General features: G+C 55.9%; 14 protein-coding genes. 9 read left to right on the forward strand and 5 right to left on the reverse strand.

Annotated elements, in window-relative coordinates; genetic code table 11:
* Window positions 1-155 precede the first annotated feature (155 nt).
* Entirely contained in the window at window positions 156-692 is a 537-nt protein-coding gene (locus DSM3645_RS18380) for a hypothetical protein (protein ID WP_002653782.1), read from the forward strand.
* A 257-nt stretch (window positions 693-949) separates the two neighbouring features.
* Here the strand turns inward: DSM3645_RS18380 and DSM3645_RS18385 are convergent, their stop codons facing one another.
* From DSM3645_RS18385 to DSM3645_RS30275, 3 genes are all read right to left on the reverse strand, one after another.
* The gene (locus tag DSM3645_RS18385; RefSeq protein ID WP_002653783.1) at window positions 950-1,942 is read right to left on the reverse strand and encodes an N-acetylglucosamine-6-phosphate deacetylase; all 993 of its coding nucleotides are present in this window, start codon (window positions 1,940-1,942) and stop codon (window positions 950-952) included.
* 17 nt (window positions 1,943-1,959) lie between these two features.
* A complete protein-coding gene (locus DSM3645_RS18390) occupies window positions 1,960-2,709 on the reverse strand; it encodes a glucosamine-6-phosphate deaminase (protein ID WP_002653784.1) in 750 nt (249 codons plus the stop codon).
* 309 nt (window positions 2,710-3,018) lie between these two features.
* Window positions 3,019-3,480, reverse strand: coding sequence for a hypothetical protein (locus DSM3645_RS30275; RefSeq protein WP_131282700.1), 462 nt, complete (start codon window positions 3,478-3,480; stop codon window positions 3,019-3,021).
* Between the two features lie 49 nt (window positions 3,481-3,529).
* On the opposite strand from DSM3645_RS30275, the gene DSM3645_RS18405 reads away from it, so the two are divergent.
* From DSM3645_RS18405 to DSM3645_RS18425, 5 genes are all read left to right on the forward strand, one after another.
* Window positions 3,530-4,471: a DUF1559 domain-containing protein gene (locus DSM3645_RS18405; protein ID WP_002653787.1), complete on the forward strand. Its 942-nt coding sequence runs from the start codon at window positions 3,530-3,532 to the stop codon at window positions 4,469-4,471.
* A gap of 68 nt (window positions 4,472-4,539) precedes the next feature.
* Window positions 4,540-4,950 (forward strand): hypothetical protein, encoded by a 411-nt coding sequence (locus tag DSM3645_RS18410; RefSeq protein ID WP_040351963.1) that lies wholly within the window; start codon window positions 4,540-4,542, stop codon window positions 4,948-4,950.
* A gap of 54 nt (window positions 4,951-5,004) precedes the next feature.
* Window positions 5,005-5,934, forward strand: a complete 930-nt coding sequence (locus DSM3645_RS18415; protein WP_002653789.1) for a DUF1559 domain-containing protein — start codon at window positions 5,005-5,007, stop codon at window positions 5,932-5,934.
* A gap of 98 nt (window positions 5,935-6,032) precedes the next feature.
* On the forward strand, window positions 6,033-6,437 hold the full coding sequence (locus tag DSM3645_RS18420) for a hypothetical protein (RefSeq protein ID WP_237564853.1): 405 nt from the start codon (window positions 6,033-6,035) through the stop codon (window positions 6,435-6,437).
* Window positions 6,438-6,543: 106 nt separating this feature from the next.
* Window positions 6,544-7,839 carry an NRAMP family divalent metal transporter gene (locus tag DSM3645_RS18425; RefSeq protein WP_002653791.1) on the forward strand — a complete coding sequence of 432 codons (1,296 nt, stop codon included), beginning with the start codon at window positions 6,544-6,546 and terminating at the stop codon, window positions 7,837-7,839.
* A 195-nt stretch (window positions 7,840-8,034) separates the two neighbouring features.
* On the opposite strand, the gene DSM3645_RS18430 is transcribed toward DSM3645_RS18425, so the two are convergent.
* Window positions 8,035-8,937, reverse strand: coding sequence for a fructose bisphosphate aldolase (locus tag DSM3645_RS18430; protein WP_002653792.1), 903 nt, complete (start codon window positions 8,935-8,937; stop codon window positions 8,035-8,037).
* 158 nt (window positions 8,938-9,095) lie between these two features.
* Window positions 9,096-9,689 carry a DUF6940 family protein gene (locus DSM3645_RS18435; RefSeq protein WP_002653793.1) on the reverse strand — a complete coding sequence of 198 codons (594 nt, stop codon included), beginning with the start codon at window positions 9,687-9,689 and terminating at the stop codon, window positions 9,096-9,098.
* Window positions 9,690-10,162: 473 nt separating this feature from the next.
* Between DSM3645_RS18435 and DSM3645_RS18440 the strand changes: the two genes are divergently transcribed.
* The 3 genes from DSM3645_RS18440 (at window position 10,163) to DSM3645_RS18450 (ending at window position 13,452) form a co-directional block, all read left to right on the forward strand.
* Entirely contained in the window at window positions 10,163-11,533 is a 1,371-nt protein-coding gene (locus tag DSM3645_RS18440; RefSeq protein WP_040351964.1) for a Gfo/Idh/MocA family protein, read from the forward strand.
* Between the two features lie 354 nt (window positions 11,534-11,887).
* Window positions 11,888-12,994: a choloylglycine hydrolase family protein gene (locus DSM3645_RS18445; RefSeq protein WP_202594960.1), complete on the forward strand. Its 1,107-nt coding sequence runs from the start codon at window positions 11,888-11,890 to the stop codon at window positions 12,992-12,994.
* Between the two features lie 116 nt (window positions 12,995-13,110).
* Window positions 13,111-13,452, forward strand: a complete 342-nt coding sequence (locus DSM3645_RS18450) for a hypothetical protein (RefSeq protein ID WP_237564854.1) — start codon at window positions 13,111-13,113, stop codon at window positions 13,450-13,452.
* Window positions 13,453-13,509 lie beyond the last annotated feature (57 nt).

Here is a 13,509-nt window from a genome sequence, read left to right on the forward strand (position 1 = left end):
CAAGAAGTTTTAGAGCACCCAAGGAACTTCAAGAGCTAAGGCCGCCGAGGAAATATTTGTGAAGACTCGGTTGCTACGCCCTGTTTATATCGATGGGCCGGCACAGCAGCTGCTTCAGGCTGAGATTGGTCGGCCTCGTGTGGGAGGAATGACTGTTGGATATTGATCACGACGTCTACTATTTTATTTTGGACGCCGAAAACCGCGACTCGGCTCATTGCGTTTTCAACGGCATCGATTTTCACGGTGGACTTGATAACGAGGTGTCGCAGCGCGTTTCCGCTGCGAAATACTTAGTGAGTTCAAGCGGATCGCGAGCCCTCGCTGACAAACTGTCAGTAGTTCACCGCAATCGTTTCGGCAATACTTTGGTGCTCACGGGAAACTATAATGGTGATTTGCCTTGCCTTTTGACAACAGACTTGCAAATGAAATGGGCGTATGCAGGCAAGGTGAGTATTAGGACGAGTGACCCTGAGTTTGATCTTGAGACATTTCCAACCAAAGGAATCGCCCTGTGCGGGGGAAATTGGGTTGGCGCCTTGCGGCTAGGCGAAGAAGGATTTCGCCTTGATGCATGTGCAAGAGATGAAATTGCTTTTGCGGTCGAGGAATCTGCCTTCTGTCCGGACTGGAGCGAGGGATTGGAGAATCCAGATTCGTTGATTATTTTCGTGAAAAGTCGAGAATAAAAAGTTGAGGCATTACTAGTGCCCGCTGCTCTCAACGGCGACCGCGGTGACAAAGCCGCGCTGCTGCGGTTTGCGACGGTGTGCTGATTCGAGCTTCACTTTTTCGCGTCCAGGCCTAAGATGTCAGACGCATGGACGCCGCGGTTGATAGAGGGCCGAAAAGCAGGGTCTTGCCCTGTTGCTCCGCTCTTAATCGGTGGCCGGGGCGTGTTCCATTTCTTCGTGTGCGGTTTGCGCTATGAAGAAAAACAAGCCGACTACGGAGCGGTCGCTGGGTGGGCGCCGTTTTTGACGCCGTTGGTTTTAACGGCCAAGCGAGTCGGGGGAGGAACGGCCAGGCCCATCAGACGCCGCGGATTGACGCGAGTCAATCGGTCGATTTCGACCGAGGTCAAGCCGACGTGTTGACGCAGGTTCTCGGCCATCCGTTGCATGGTCGTCGCCGAGCCGATCAAGTGGCTGTCATCTTCGGCGCGCGGTACCCCATCTTCGCCGACCAGCACTTCTTGATCTCCCAGCGGATACAATCCGGGGCCGCAGCCGGCGGCGGAGATCGCGTCAGAGACGATGAACGTGCGATCGATGCCGGCGATCTGCAGGTAGTTTTTCAGCGCGAAGAACGGAACATGGGCCCCATCGGCGATCAAGCCAAAGTTCAAGCGATCAGCGCGGCTGAGAGCGCGTTGAATGATGTTGTCGTGCCGATCCATCAAACGCGGACAGCCGTTCCCCAGATGGGTAAAGAGGGAAAGGCCCGCGTCAAGACAAGCGTCCAATTGATTGATCGACGCGTTGGTGTGACCGGCGGCGACGATAACGCCTTGCTTGACTAGGCGACGCGTGACGTCTTGATCGGGGTCTTGTTCGGGAGCCAGCGTGACGATCCGCGTCAGTCCGTCCGCCGCGTCCAGCAGCAGCGCCATTTCTTCCCACGACGCTTCTTTGGCATGTTCCACTGGATGAGCGCCGACATAGCCGACCTGCGTGCTGATGAACGGGCCTTCGATATGAAAGCCGGCGATCATCCGTTGGATCAGCGGATCGGTCGCACGTAACTCAACGAAACGCGTCAAGCGGGCCGCCATGCGAGCAATATCGTCAGTGATGATCGTGACGAGCACTCCACCGACGGCGTCACGCTCCAGCGCCGCGCAGGCGCTGAGGAGATCTGCTGCTGAGATGTCGTCTTGGTTGAAGTCGACGCCGTAGTAGCCGTTGATTTGCAGGTCGAAGAACTTGGAGTCAGGCATGCGGTGTTCCAGGCGTTCTAGAGGGTCGAAGAGGCGGTCAATTCAGACGCGGAAGCTTTGTCAAGAAACAAGGCGATCTCCGCATGCGTTTGCAAAATCGAGGCGGGAACTTCAGGAGTCACGGGGCCTTCGACCGTATTGCGAACCGCGATCGCTTTGCGCTCGTCGGGCACGCTGCAAATGATCGTTTTGGTTCGCAGGATCTGCTGACAAGACATGCTGATCGCGCGTGTGGGAACATCGTCGAGCGTCGCGAACCAACCTTCGCCGGCCTGTTGGTTTCGGCAGGCTTCGTCCAACTCGACCACCAGGTACGGCGTATCGGTTTCAAAGTCGGCCGGCGGGTCATTGAAAGCGAGATGGCCATTTTCGCCGATCCCGACAAAAGCGACATCGATCGGATGTTGGTTGATGAGCCGCCCTAGGCGAGCGCAGACTTCGTGCGGATCGGGGTTCGAGCCGTCCACATAGTGAAACTCTTTGAGCGCGACTTGATCGACAAATCGTTCGCGTAGATAGCGGCGAAAGGACGCTGGGTGCTGATCGCTCAGGCCGAGATATTCGTCAAGATGAAAGCCGGTGACGCAGCTCCAGTCGATATCAGGCTCGGCGACGAGCGCCGCTAGGGTCTCGAATTGAGAGGCGCCTGTGGCGACGATGATATTGGCGCAACCTTTTTCCGAAATAGCGCTGCGGATCGCGCTAGCTCCCTGGCGAGCCGCGGCGACGCCGAGGTGCGAAGCGTCGTCAAAGATGTGGATATTCATTCAGTCGGTAGGCTTTTTGAGTGGGAACAGACGGTGATTTTGGGTTGGAATTTCGCGTGACGGTGATGTCACGCGATATCATTTTGTCATAAATGACGCCGAAGTCAACCGATTTCTTTGGGGGACGTCGCCGCACGAGTATTCGCGTCGCAGTCACTTGTTTTGGAGAGCCATGCGGAGCTGGGTGGCCTGCGGGGTTTGGGGGGGGCATCGTCTGGCTTAATGCGCCGCGACGCGATTTTGGAAAAATTCAGAGCAAAACCCCAGAAAATGCTTGCGACCATGATATCACCTGATATCATACGAGAGTCAAAATCGACAGCATGGACGCCAAATGTTCTGTCGAGCTTTGGCGCCTTGTCCGAGTGCGGAAGTCTCCTCCCATCTGCCGCCATCATGCACTGCCCATTTTTCGAGCGAAATCCACTCCCTGAAGAGGAAGACGTAAGCAGTCCTCCTTCCGAGGAAGAGATCGCCGAGCGATGTTTCCAAAGTTGTAACCGGGGAAACCCGAAACTTGGCCACGATCACCGATACGATTTCAGCGGAGCCGACGGATACGGCGCATCGTTTGCGTTTATTCAATCGTATCACGATGGCGTTGAGTTTCGTTTCGGAAGCGATGCCGGCCAACGAATCGCCGCGTGCCGAAAAAACGCTTCCAACAGGTGGCGTAGGGATCGCCGAAAAGTGCGATTTTTTTTGAGCCGTTAAGATATCAGCTGATATCAAGGTTGCTGCATTTGGCTGAAATACGAACGCTGTCGGCATGCGAGTAGTAATTGATTCTCAACATTCAGGTTTTCCGAGGAGTCGATTCATGAAACGATCTCGTGGTTTTACGCTAGTCGAGCTGTTAGTCGTGATTGCGATCATCGGCGTTTTGATCGCGCTATTGTTACCGGCAGTGCAGCAAGCGCGTGAAGCGGCGCGGCGGATGCAGTGCAGCAACAACATGAAGCAGTTGGGGCTGGCGCTGCACAACTATCACGACACCTACGGCCGATTCATGTCAGGCGGTTGGGATATCGATGGAATCGCCGGCTATTCGATGGGTTGGGTACCGCGTCTGTTTCCGTTTATGGAGCAAGGCGCGCGCTGGGACGCAATGGAATCGCTGAACAATAACTACGTGATCACCCGCAGTCCGTTCCGATATCATGACCAAGATAATCCGATCTTTGGCGCGGCACCGGGCTTGTGGTGTCCTTCGTCCGCAATCGGCGACGTTGCGTCGGACCAAACGCCGACCTCATCGCTGCCGTACCAGGACATCCAAGGTTCGCTGCACTATCGCGGCTGCTCGGGTTCGATCGATGTCGACTACCAAGCTGGCTCCTCCTCAGGAAGAGAGTACAGCGCCTCCGGTGTGATGTATCCCAAAAGCCAAACGCGAATCGGCGATATCATTGACGGGACCAGCAATACGATCTTGTTGGGTGAAACGTCGAGCGCCGAAGGTTGGTCTGTCTCGAGTCCCACGATTGTTTCCGGCTTGACCGGTTTAAAACCGTGGGTGCTTGGGTTCTATCGATACAGTTCCACGTCGTGGCTGACAATCGACCATAAGACGATTCAGTTTCCGATCAACTACCAAGGGCAGTTTGGTTACAACTTGACGCCGTACGCCAGCTATCACCCCGGCGGCGCGATGTTCGCCAAATGCGACGGCAGCGTTTCGTTTTTCGCCGAAACGATGAGCTTGGATACGTTGAAATATTATGCGACCCGCAAGAATGGCGAGGTCATCAGCGGTCAATAAACGTCGAGCGATTTCAACATTGAATACGGGAAGTCTTCCTTACTTCTTTTCTATATTTGGAAGCGATCATGAGTCATTCAAAGATGATAGCGAGTCTTTTCGCCGCGGCGGTTTTCGCTTGCATCGGCTGCGGACCAAGTGGTCCGGAAATGGGGCATGTCTTTGGAACGGTTACTTATGAAGGGAAACCGTTGCCGACCGGCACGGTTTCTTTCGTGCCGGAAAAAGAGGGCCTGCCGATGGCTTACGCCCAGATTCAAGCCGACGGAACCTACGAAGCGTCGACCAAAAGCTTGGGCAGGGGAGTTCCGGTCGGCAGTCATCGCGTGATGATTACGGCGATGACGGATGGCGGATCCGGCGAAGGGGGAAACCTGATTCAGTTGATTCCAACTCGATACGGCGGAGACCGCATGTCGGGACTGACGGCCGAAGTTCAAGAGGGCGAAAACAAGATCGATTTCCTGCTTGAAAAATAGAACGGACTTATCGAGCGACTTTTCTTTAATTTCTTTTTCATACTGGGGTCTCTAATGAAGCGACAACTTGGATTTACACTCGTTGAACTGTTGGTCGTCATCGCGATCATCGGCGTTTTGATCGCTCTGCTATTGCCAGCCGTGCAGCAAGCGCGGGAAGCGGCTCGCCGGATGCAGTGCAGTAATAATTTGAAGCAACTTAGCTTGTCGTTTCACAACTATCATGACACCTACGGCAAATTCATGCCGGGCGGTTTACATGCCAACGTCACGTATCCCTTGGGTTGGGTTCCCCGGTTGTTTCCCTTCTTTGAGCAAGGAGCTCGCTACGATGCGATGGATGCGCTTTACTCCAGCTATATGATGAATCGCAGCCCGTACCGGAGCCATGATCAGACGAATCCGATCTTTGGACCGGTGCCTTCACTCTCGTGTCCTTCGTCACCGCTGGGCGATACGGCTTCCGATCATCCGATTACCGCCTATTTCCCCGATACACAAATTCAAGGCGCTTTGCACTATCGCGCTAACGCTGGTTCGTTCGACGTTGATTTCCATGCGCCTGGCGATTCGTCACGCGATGGCTATGTCTCTTCCGGCGTCGTTTATCCAGAGAGCAAGGTTCGGTTTGGCGACATTATCGATGGGACAACCAATACGATCTTGTTGGGCGAGTCGTCGAGCACGAAGGGATGGACGACATCACGCGCGCAAAGCTTTGGCGGCATCAAGCCCTGGGTCTGGGGATTTTATCGCTATAACGCGACCGATTGGTTGATGATCGACCACAAGATGGTGCAATTTCCGATCAACTACTCTGGTTCGTTCACGAATAACAACACTCCGTTCACGAGCTATCATCCCGGTGGAGCGATGTTCGCCAATTGCGATGGCAGCGTGGTTTTTCTGCCGGAGACGATCAGCCTTGATACGTTTAAATCGCTGGCGACTCGCAAGAATGGGGAAGTGAACTCTGGGCTTTAGTCAACTTCAGATAGTGGACTCGATACGGCGTCGCCCAGGCGACGCCGTCACTCGGTACTTTTCCTCTCGTCCTGCGTCTATCTTTTCTGAGAATGTTGATGATAAAGAATTCAAAATTAATCCTTGGCTTGATCGTGGCGAGCCTGGTGACTCACCTAGGTTGCGGCGCGCATGGTCCCGAAATGGGAGACGTCACCGGAACGGTCACCTTCCAGGGCAAACCGCTCCATACCGGGACGATTACGTTTATTCCGGAGGAAGAAGGACTGCCGTTGGCCTATGCCGAGATTCAAGCGGATGGCGCCTATGAAGGTTTCACCGAAGCATTTGGCAAAGGCGTTCCGGTCGGCAAGCATCGCGTGATGATCATGGCGGTTCAGGAAAATGGTCCCGAAGCGGCTTCGGTCGCGCTTTTGCCCCCCAAATACAGCAGCGATCGGCAGTCAGGTTTGACGGCCGAAGTCGCCAGCGGAGAAAATAAGATCGACTTTACGCTGAAGTAACGCGACGATAAAACAGAAACGCGACTCCCCCACTTACCATCACTCCTCCTTGTCGATCGAGGCCCAACCGGCCTCGGTCGATCACTTCGTTTAAAGCGAGCACGGAATGTCGGAAGCGACGATTGAGAAGCAAAGCGGATTTTCTTTTCTCCGGATCGTGAAAGCGATTGGACCGGCGATCATTGTCGCTTCGGTCGTCTTGGGGCCCGGCAGTATTTTGTCGAACTCGAAAGTCGGCTCGGCATACGGGTACGACATGATCTGGGTCTTGGGGATCGCCTCCGTTTTTATGGCGCTGACCGTCTTTTTGGCGGCGGTCTTGGGCATCAGTTTCCAGCACACGCCGTTCACCGAGATCGCCAACCGGTTGGGGCGACCCGTTTCGATCGTGATTGGGCTCGTTTTTTTCCTGATCACCAGTTGTTTTCAATTCACCAATAACCTGGCGATCATTGACGTGGTGAATATTGCTACCGAGTCGATGGCGGTCGAAGCGTCGGGGCCAACGTTCTTGTCACGGTTTGGTTCGCTGATCGCGATCGTATTGGTCAACTTGGGATTGATCTGGGCGTTGTACGGCAGCAGCACGCCGTACCGGTTTATTGAAAAGATGATGATGCTGATGGTCGGCATCATGCTGTTGGGCTTCGTCGTCAACTTGGTTGTCGTGCAGCCGTCGATCACCGGCATCTTGGGCGGCATGGTTCCGAAATTGCCGGCGGGAGGAACTTCGCCCGAAAACATCGTGATGCTGCTAGGAATGTTCGGCACGACCTTTTCTATTGCAGGCGCCTTCTATCAGATCTATGCGGTCCGCGAAAAGAATTGGCAGCATGATGATCTGGCGAACGGCATCGTCGATTCGATCGCCGGTATCGCCGTGCTGGGCGGCATTAGCTTTATCATCATGGTCACGTCGGCGGCGGTGCTCCAAGGAGTTCAGCTCAACAACATCACCGACGTCGCGAAGCAATTGGAGCCGCTGATTGGACCGCAAGCAAAGGTGATGTTTTGCATTGGTCTGTCAGCCGGCGCGTTTAGTTCGCTGCTGGTCAACGCATTGATCGGCGGTACGGCGCTGAGCGACAGTTTGGGAATGTCGGCCAGCGTCAAAGACGCGCCGGTCAAGGCGCTGACCGTCGCCGGACTGATGATCGGCATGCTGGTCGCGATTGCGATCAACTGGTTGGAAATGTCGAATGTCCAGCTGATTGTCACCGCCCAAGCGTTGACGGTGATCGGCGTGCCGCTGTTGGCGTTCGCGATGCTCTTTTTGTCGATTCAACTCCAACCATCGCGTCTGAAAGTTGCGGCCTGCTGTATCGCCACGGCGTCGCTGATCTTGGCGATTCTCTTGTCCGGACGCATGCTGATGTCGCTGATCCAACGGATGATGGCGTAAGACGGGATCGCGGGAAGAGAAGATTGGAACGGGGCGAAGCCACGGATAAAGCACGGAAAGACGCGGCCGGAAGTGAGTGGAAATCATCAAACTAGCCCGCTGGCGCTGGCGGGCTAGTATTCCATCGGTTCGACCTAAGATCTCCTCAAGGCTCGTGCAATGGGCTATGAAGAGGGTCTCACCATCGGCCGGCGCTTACGTTTTTGACGCTTCAAAGATTGATTGAATTGACGCACCCAACATCGCGTCGAACTCGGCGTCGGTTTGCTGGGCCGAGAGGCCTTCGAGCAGCGCGCGAGAGAAACTGGCGATGACGCCGTGGTTGCGCTGCAAGATGGCGTTGGCTTCGTCGCGGGCGTAGCCGCCCGAAAGCGCGACGACTTTCAGCACGCGCGGATGCTGGACGAAGTCGGCGTAAAAATCATCTTGATTGGGAAGCGTCAGTTTCAACATCACAAATTGCCCCTCCGGCAACTGGTCAAGCTGGGCGGCGAGACCCTTTTTAAGCAGCGCTTCGGCCTCGGCTTTGTCGGGGCAATGGATGTCGACTTCCGGTTCGACGATCGGGACCAGCCCGGCGGCGATGATCTGGCTGGCGATTTCAAATTGTTGGTCGACGATCGCTTGGATTCCGGCGGCGTCGGCGTGAGCAATGACCGATCGCATCTTGGCGCCAAAGATGTTTTTGGCGACGGCGCGTTGCAGCAATGAATCAAGCTGGGGCATCGGCTTCATCATGCGCACGCCGCTCTGTTCTTCGGCGAGTCCTTTGTCGACCTTCAAAAACGGGACGACGTTTTTCACGCTCCAAAGATAGTCGGCGGTCGGCTGTCCTTCAATTTCGCGATCCATCGTGTTTTCAAACAGAATAGCGCCCAAAATTCGCTCGCCGGTAAAGCTGGGGCTGGTGATGACTCGCGATCGCATCTGGTGGACCAGCGCAAACATTTCTTCGTCGCTCGACCACGCGTCCTTTTCCACGCCGTAGCCATGCAGTGCGGTCGGCGTACTGCCGCCGCTTTGATCGAGCGCTGCGATAAATCCTGGCTGCGTTTTGATTTTTTGGAACTGTTGCTCGTTACCGACAAACTTGTTCATCGCGCCACCTTGGGAATGGAAATGGTTAAGGGAACATTCATGGTCTAGCCAGATTCCCTTTTAGTGTAGGCGTAGATCGTGGCCTTGTCTTGTTCTCGCTGACGACGCTGGCGAAGTCCGTACTTCGTGACTGAGACGCGCGAAGTAATCCCAGCAACTCAAACCGCCGCCCATTTGCGGTACGGCTGATAGCCGTAGTACTTCGGCTGATCATCAAGCCGCACATGCAGCCAAGAGACGCCGGCGCCGGCGGTGCTGAGCCAGACAGGGCGATCTCCTAGACGGCGGGTCATCGCTTCGCCTACTTCTTGCCAGAGGGCCAAGCGTTGCTGCTGCGGCGCTTTCCGAACGAAGGCGGCCAAGTGCCCGTACGCCGATTCGTGGGCCTGCGGCGTAGGTGCGACTAGCAGCGCGTTGCGCCCTAGATTGGCGAAAGTGGTGATGGGGTCGGCGGCTTTTTCGAAATGCTCGGCAAAAAGATGCGGTTCGGAGGGGCGCGCCAGATTGGGACTGTTGAGCAGGACGAATTCCCAAGGGCGATCGGTCGTCGCATGATCGATCGGAGGAGTTTCCCAACGAAACGCCGCGAAGGGGGCTTCCGCGAGTTCGTCGCTGAGCCAGTCCGAAAACTCGGCGTCGCTGCGCCAAGCTTCGATCGCAGCGGCGTAACTGAGCGGCTGAGAGTCGCGGTGAACGAAATATCGTCGACCACGCAGACCCGGCAGGTCTTCCGTTTCGGCATTCAAACGCATGGGAAAGTTTCCTTCCGTCAAAGGAGAAACCGACTTCCAACGGCGATCGAGGACGCTCCTTCATGATATCGTTTGACAGAGCCGGCCCGCAGCAGTTTCTCGAAAATTCAGAGAATGCCGAATCCTACCTCAAGCTCGAAACTTCGTCTCGAGAGGTCGTCCCGGGCAATTCCCGCTTCCAGGAGAAATTGCTGACCTGCAGGGAAAAGAAACGCAAGAAGGGCGAGTTTTTCACCTAGATGCGAGTCTGAGACTCTGACCGATCGAATTCTCGCCACAAAGACAGAGGTCTCGCCTCCGCTTGCCGGCTTTTATCCGTCCAGACGCGTGCAAGTTGCGAGCGAATTCGGTAAAACTTCTGAAATCGATTACGATAGATACCGTGATCTGGTAGCCCCGGGCTCACTGCTTTCTCGTGACCGCTTCCATCGTCGATCACGTCCCTTCGTTTCATGCCAAAGGAACCTCACTCCATGTCTAGATCCGGTCAAACATCACGTCGACAGTTTCTCGAAGGTATGGCCGCCGCTGGCGCCGCCGGCGTTTTGCTGTCGCCTGGCGCGCAAGTGTTCGGCGCCGAGTCCCCCAACGAACGTCCTGTGTTTGCGACCATTGGGCTGCGCAACCAAGGTTGGGGAATCACCAGCAAGTCGTTAGGTCTGGCTGATTTTGTGGCGCTGGCCGACGTTGATGCCAACGTGTTGGGAACGAACGTCGAGCGCGTGAAAGAGCGACAAGGGAAAGCGCCGGACGCATACAAGGACTATCGCAAGATTCTCGATCGCGATGACATTGACGCCGTCATGATCGCGACCCCGGATCACTGGCACACAAAGATCGCGGTCGAAGCGATGCTCGCCGGCAAAGACGTCTACTGCGAAAAGCCGCTGACCCTGACGATCGACGAAGGCAAACTGATCGAGAAGATGGTCAAAAAGACCGGGCGCGTCTTCCAAGTTGGCACGATGCAGCGCACCGAAAGCAGTCAGAGATTCTTGCAAGCGATCGCGCTGATTCGCGCTGGTCGCATTGGGAAGGTCAAGAAGATCACTTGCGGCATCAACGGAACTTCTGGCTCACCCGAGATTCCGGTCGCATCGGTTCCGGCCGAGTTGGATTGGGATTTTTGGCTGGGCCCGGCCCCCAAGGTCGACTATCGCGCCTTGCCCGAGATGCGCAAGGGTTACGGCGGCGGCGTGCCGTTGTATAGCAACTGCCATTATTCGTTCCGTGAATGGCACGAATATGCCGGCGGGAAACTGACCGACTGGGGCGCTCATCACGTCGACATCGCTTGTTGGGCGTTGGGCGAAGAAAACAACGGGCCCAGCAAAGTCTCGCCGGTCTCGTACAGCTTGCCGGTCGAGTACAAAGATGGCTATCCGTTGGTCCACGATCGCTACAACGTCGCGACCAAGTTCCGCATTCAGGTCGACATGCCGAACAACGTCGAATTGATCATCACCAGCGAAGGGGACAATGGAATTCTCTTTGAAGGAACCGATGGCCGCTTCTTCGTCAACCGCGGCAAAATCACCGGAGCGCCGGTCGAAGCGCTGAAAGATAATCCGTTGCCGGAAGATGCGATCGAAGAAGTGTACGGCGGTAAAGTGAGCTCGAATCACACCGCCAACATGATCGAAGCGATGGAGTCGCGTAAGCAGCCGATCTCGGACGTCTGGTCGCACAATCGCATGCTCGAGATTTGCCATCTCTCGAACATCGCGATGCGTCTGGGACGCGAACTGAACTGGGACCCGGCCAAACGAGAAATCGTCGGCGACGACCAGGCCAACACGTTCCTCGCGCGAGAAAATCGCAAGGGATTCGAGATCAACATGTAGTCCGCAATTGGCTCGGACGACGTTGTCGCATCCAAAGGCCGCTGGTGATTTCACCAGCGGCTTTTTTCGTGGACCGAGCGCCGCCAAGACTGCCGCTATGGGATCCGGTCTGCACCATTTGCGTCGTATCGTCATTATCGGCATGACCGGCAGATCTCGCCCAGCGCGTGCAAGATGCATTGCGTTATCTCACGGCGTCGCCTCCTTCTCTCGCGTTAGTCGGTTCGTGACCTAAGCTTTTGGGCAATTATTGTCGGTCGTCGTTTTCCCACATTGGGCAGACGACCAGTTCGCAGCGCGGCTTGCTGCACGTTTCCTTCTAACACGGCGCACAGGCGTCAGGTACAGGCAGACATGAAGACTTCCCATGGTTCAATGACGCGCGTCGGTTTGGTTGCGGCGCTCTTGACGGCGCTTATCGCACAGCCAACGCTAGCTTGCACCGGATTGAGACTGATCTCGGCCGATGGAGGCGCCGTGGTAGGACGAACGATGGAGTTTGGGTTTAATCTCCAATCCCAAGCGCTCGTCGTTCCGGCCGGTCACCATTTGTCCAACACGCTTGTCGATCCGACGCAGGGCCTTTCGTACACGGCGAAGTACGGCTTTGTCGGCGCCAACGTGCTGGGGATGCAAGTGATCGTCGACGGAGTCAATGAGAAGGGACTTTATGTCGGCTCGTTCTACTTCCCCGGCTACGCCGGTTACGCCCAACCGGGCCCCGATAATCAGGCTCGCGCCTTGGCGCCGGAGGATTACGGCATGTGGCTGTTGGCCAACTGTGCGTCGGTCGCAGAAGTCAAGCAACTCTACAACCACGTCGTGCTTGTCCCGCGGCCGATTGAACAACTGGGTGGAGACAGCTTTGCGGGGCATTTTGTCGTGCATGACAGCACCGGCGCCAGCGTTGTCATCGAGCCGATCGACGGCGGGCTTCGCATTTATGACAATCCGCTGGGCGTGATCACCAACTCGCCCACCTTTGACTGGCACCTGACCAACCTACGCAACTACATCAACTTGACCGTGTCGAATGTGCCGACCGTCAAGTTGGACGAGATCGATCTTGCCGGCTTCGGCCAAGGCTCCGGCATGCGAGGTCTTCCCGGCGATTCGACTCCGCCGTCACGATTCGTTCGCGCGGTCGCCTATTCGCAAGCGGCCAACCAGCTAAAGACTACCACTGAAACGGTCAAGCAGGTTTTTCACCTGATGAACGTGTTCGATATCCCGGTCGGTTCGGTCCGCGATCATGACGGGCAAAAAGTGACTGAAGACTATACGCTATGGACGACCGTTTCGGATCTGAAGGACATCCGCTGGATGTTCCGCACCTACGAGGACCAATCGATCCGCAGCATCGACGTGCGTGCAGCGCTCGACGCCGCGAAGGGGAAGTTGCAAGTCATCGAAATGACTGGACCGCAGCCGATCACCGACGTCTCAACCGACTTCCACTAAGCAGAACGATTCTTAACACAGCTCGCAGCTATGCAAGGGGGCGTTACTTTTGGCCGATTGACGGAACGGTCGGTCAAGGCGCCGGCGGTTGCACCGATGGAGAAGGGAAGTTCAACTTGCATACCGTCGTCCCTGGCGCTTTGAGGGACTATCGTGGTTGCCAGCCTGGGCGCTATTGCGTGATCGTCGGTGAGCCGCTGTTACCAATCGGCGATACTTCCTCGGAAGCCAACATCCAAGGAGAAGTCGTCGACGGCGAAGGGCCCGCCGCCGCAGTCGCGATTGCCGAACCTACCCGCCGAAGCAAAGGCAAACCCAGCATCCCCGCGATTTACCAGTCGCAAAATACAACCCCGTTGATTGTCGAAGTCAGTGAAGAAGTTGAGTTCTACGAATTGACGATGGATTCAAAACCGAGAGCGTCGCTCACGGCGGTGCAGTACCATAAGCGAAACTAGGTCGCTGCGGCGAAACACCGCCACGAGTTCTATACTCCTGCGACTTCTGATAATTCA

This window comes from Blastopirellula marina DSM 3645, assembly GCF_000153105.1.
GTDB classification, from domain to species: domain Bacteria; phylum Planctomycetota; class Planctomycetia; order Pirellulales; family Pirellulaceae; genus Blastopirellula; species Blastopirellula marina.

Excerpts from the sequence above, each read along its gene's own strand:
- DSM3645_RS18430 (WP_002653792.1), bottom strand. The coding sequence starts at position 8,937 with ATGAACAAGTTTGTCGGTAACGAGCAACAGTTCCAAAAAATCAAAACG.
- DSM3645_RS18440 (WP_040351964.1), top strand. The coding sequence starts at position 10,163 with ATGTCTAGATCCGGTCAAACATCACGTCGACAGTTTCTCGAAGGTATG.
- DSM3645_RS18385 (WP_002653783.1), bottom strand. The coding sequence starts at position 1,942 with ATGCCTGACTCCAAGTTCTTCGACCTGCAAATCAACGGCTACTACGGC.
- DSM3645_RS18415 (WP_002653789.1), top strand. The coding sequence starts at position 5,005 with ATGAAGCGACAACTTGGATTTACACTCGTTGAACTGTTGGTCGTCATC.
- DSM3645_RS30275 (WP_131282700.1), bottom strand. The coding sequence starts at position 3,480 with ATGCCGACAGCGTTCGTATTTCAGCCAAATGCAGCAACCTTGATATCA.
- DSM3645_RS18425 (WP_002653791.1), top strand. The coding sequence starts at position 6,544 with ATGTCGGAAGCGACGATTGAGAAGCAAAGCGGATTTTCTTTTCTCCGG.
- DSM3645_RS18445 (WP_202594960.1), top strand. The coding sequence starts at position 11,888 with ATGAAGACTTCCCATGGTTCAATGACGCGCGTCGGTTTGGTTGCGGCG.
- DSM3645_RS18435 (WP_002653793.1), bottom strand. The coding sequence starts at position 9,689 with ATGCGTTTGAATGCCGAAACGGAAGACCTGCCGGGTCTGCGTGGTCGA.
- DSM3645_RS18405 (WP_002653787.1), top strand. The coding sequence starts at position 3,530 with ATGAAACGATCTCGTGGTTTTACGCTAGTCGAGCTGTTAGTCGTGATT.
- DSM3645_RS18410 (WP_040351963.1), top strand. The coding sequence starts at position 4,540 with ATGAGTCATTCAAAGATGATAGCGAGTCTTTTCGCCGCGGCGGTTTTC.
- DSM3645_RS18390 (WP_002653784.1), bottom strand. The coding sequence starts at position 2,709 with ATGAATATCCACATCTTTGACGACGCTTCGCACCTCGGCGTCGCCGCG.
- DSM3645_RS18420 (WP_237564853.1), top strand. The coding sequence starts at position 6,033 with ATGATAAAGAATTCAAAATTAATCCTTGGCTTGATCGTGGCGAGCCTG.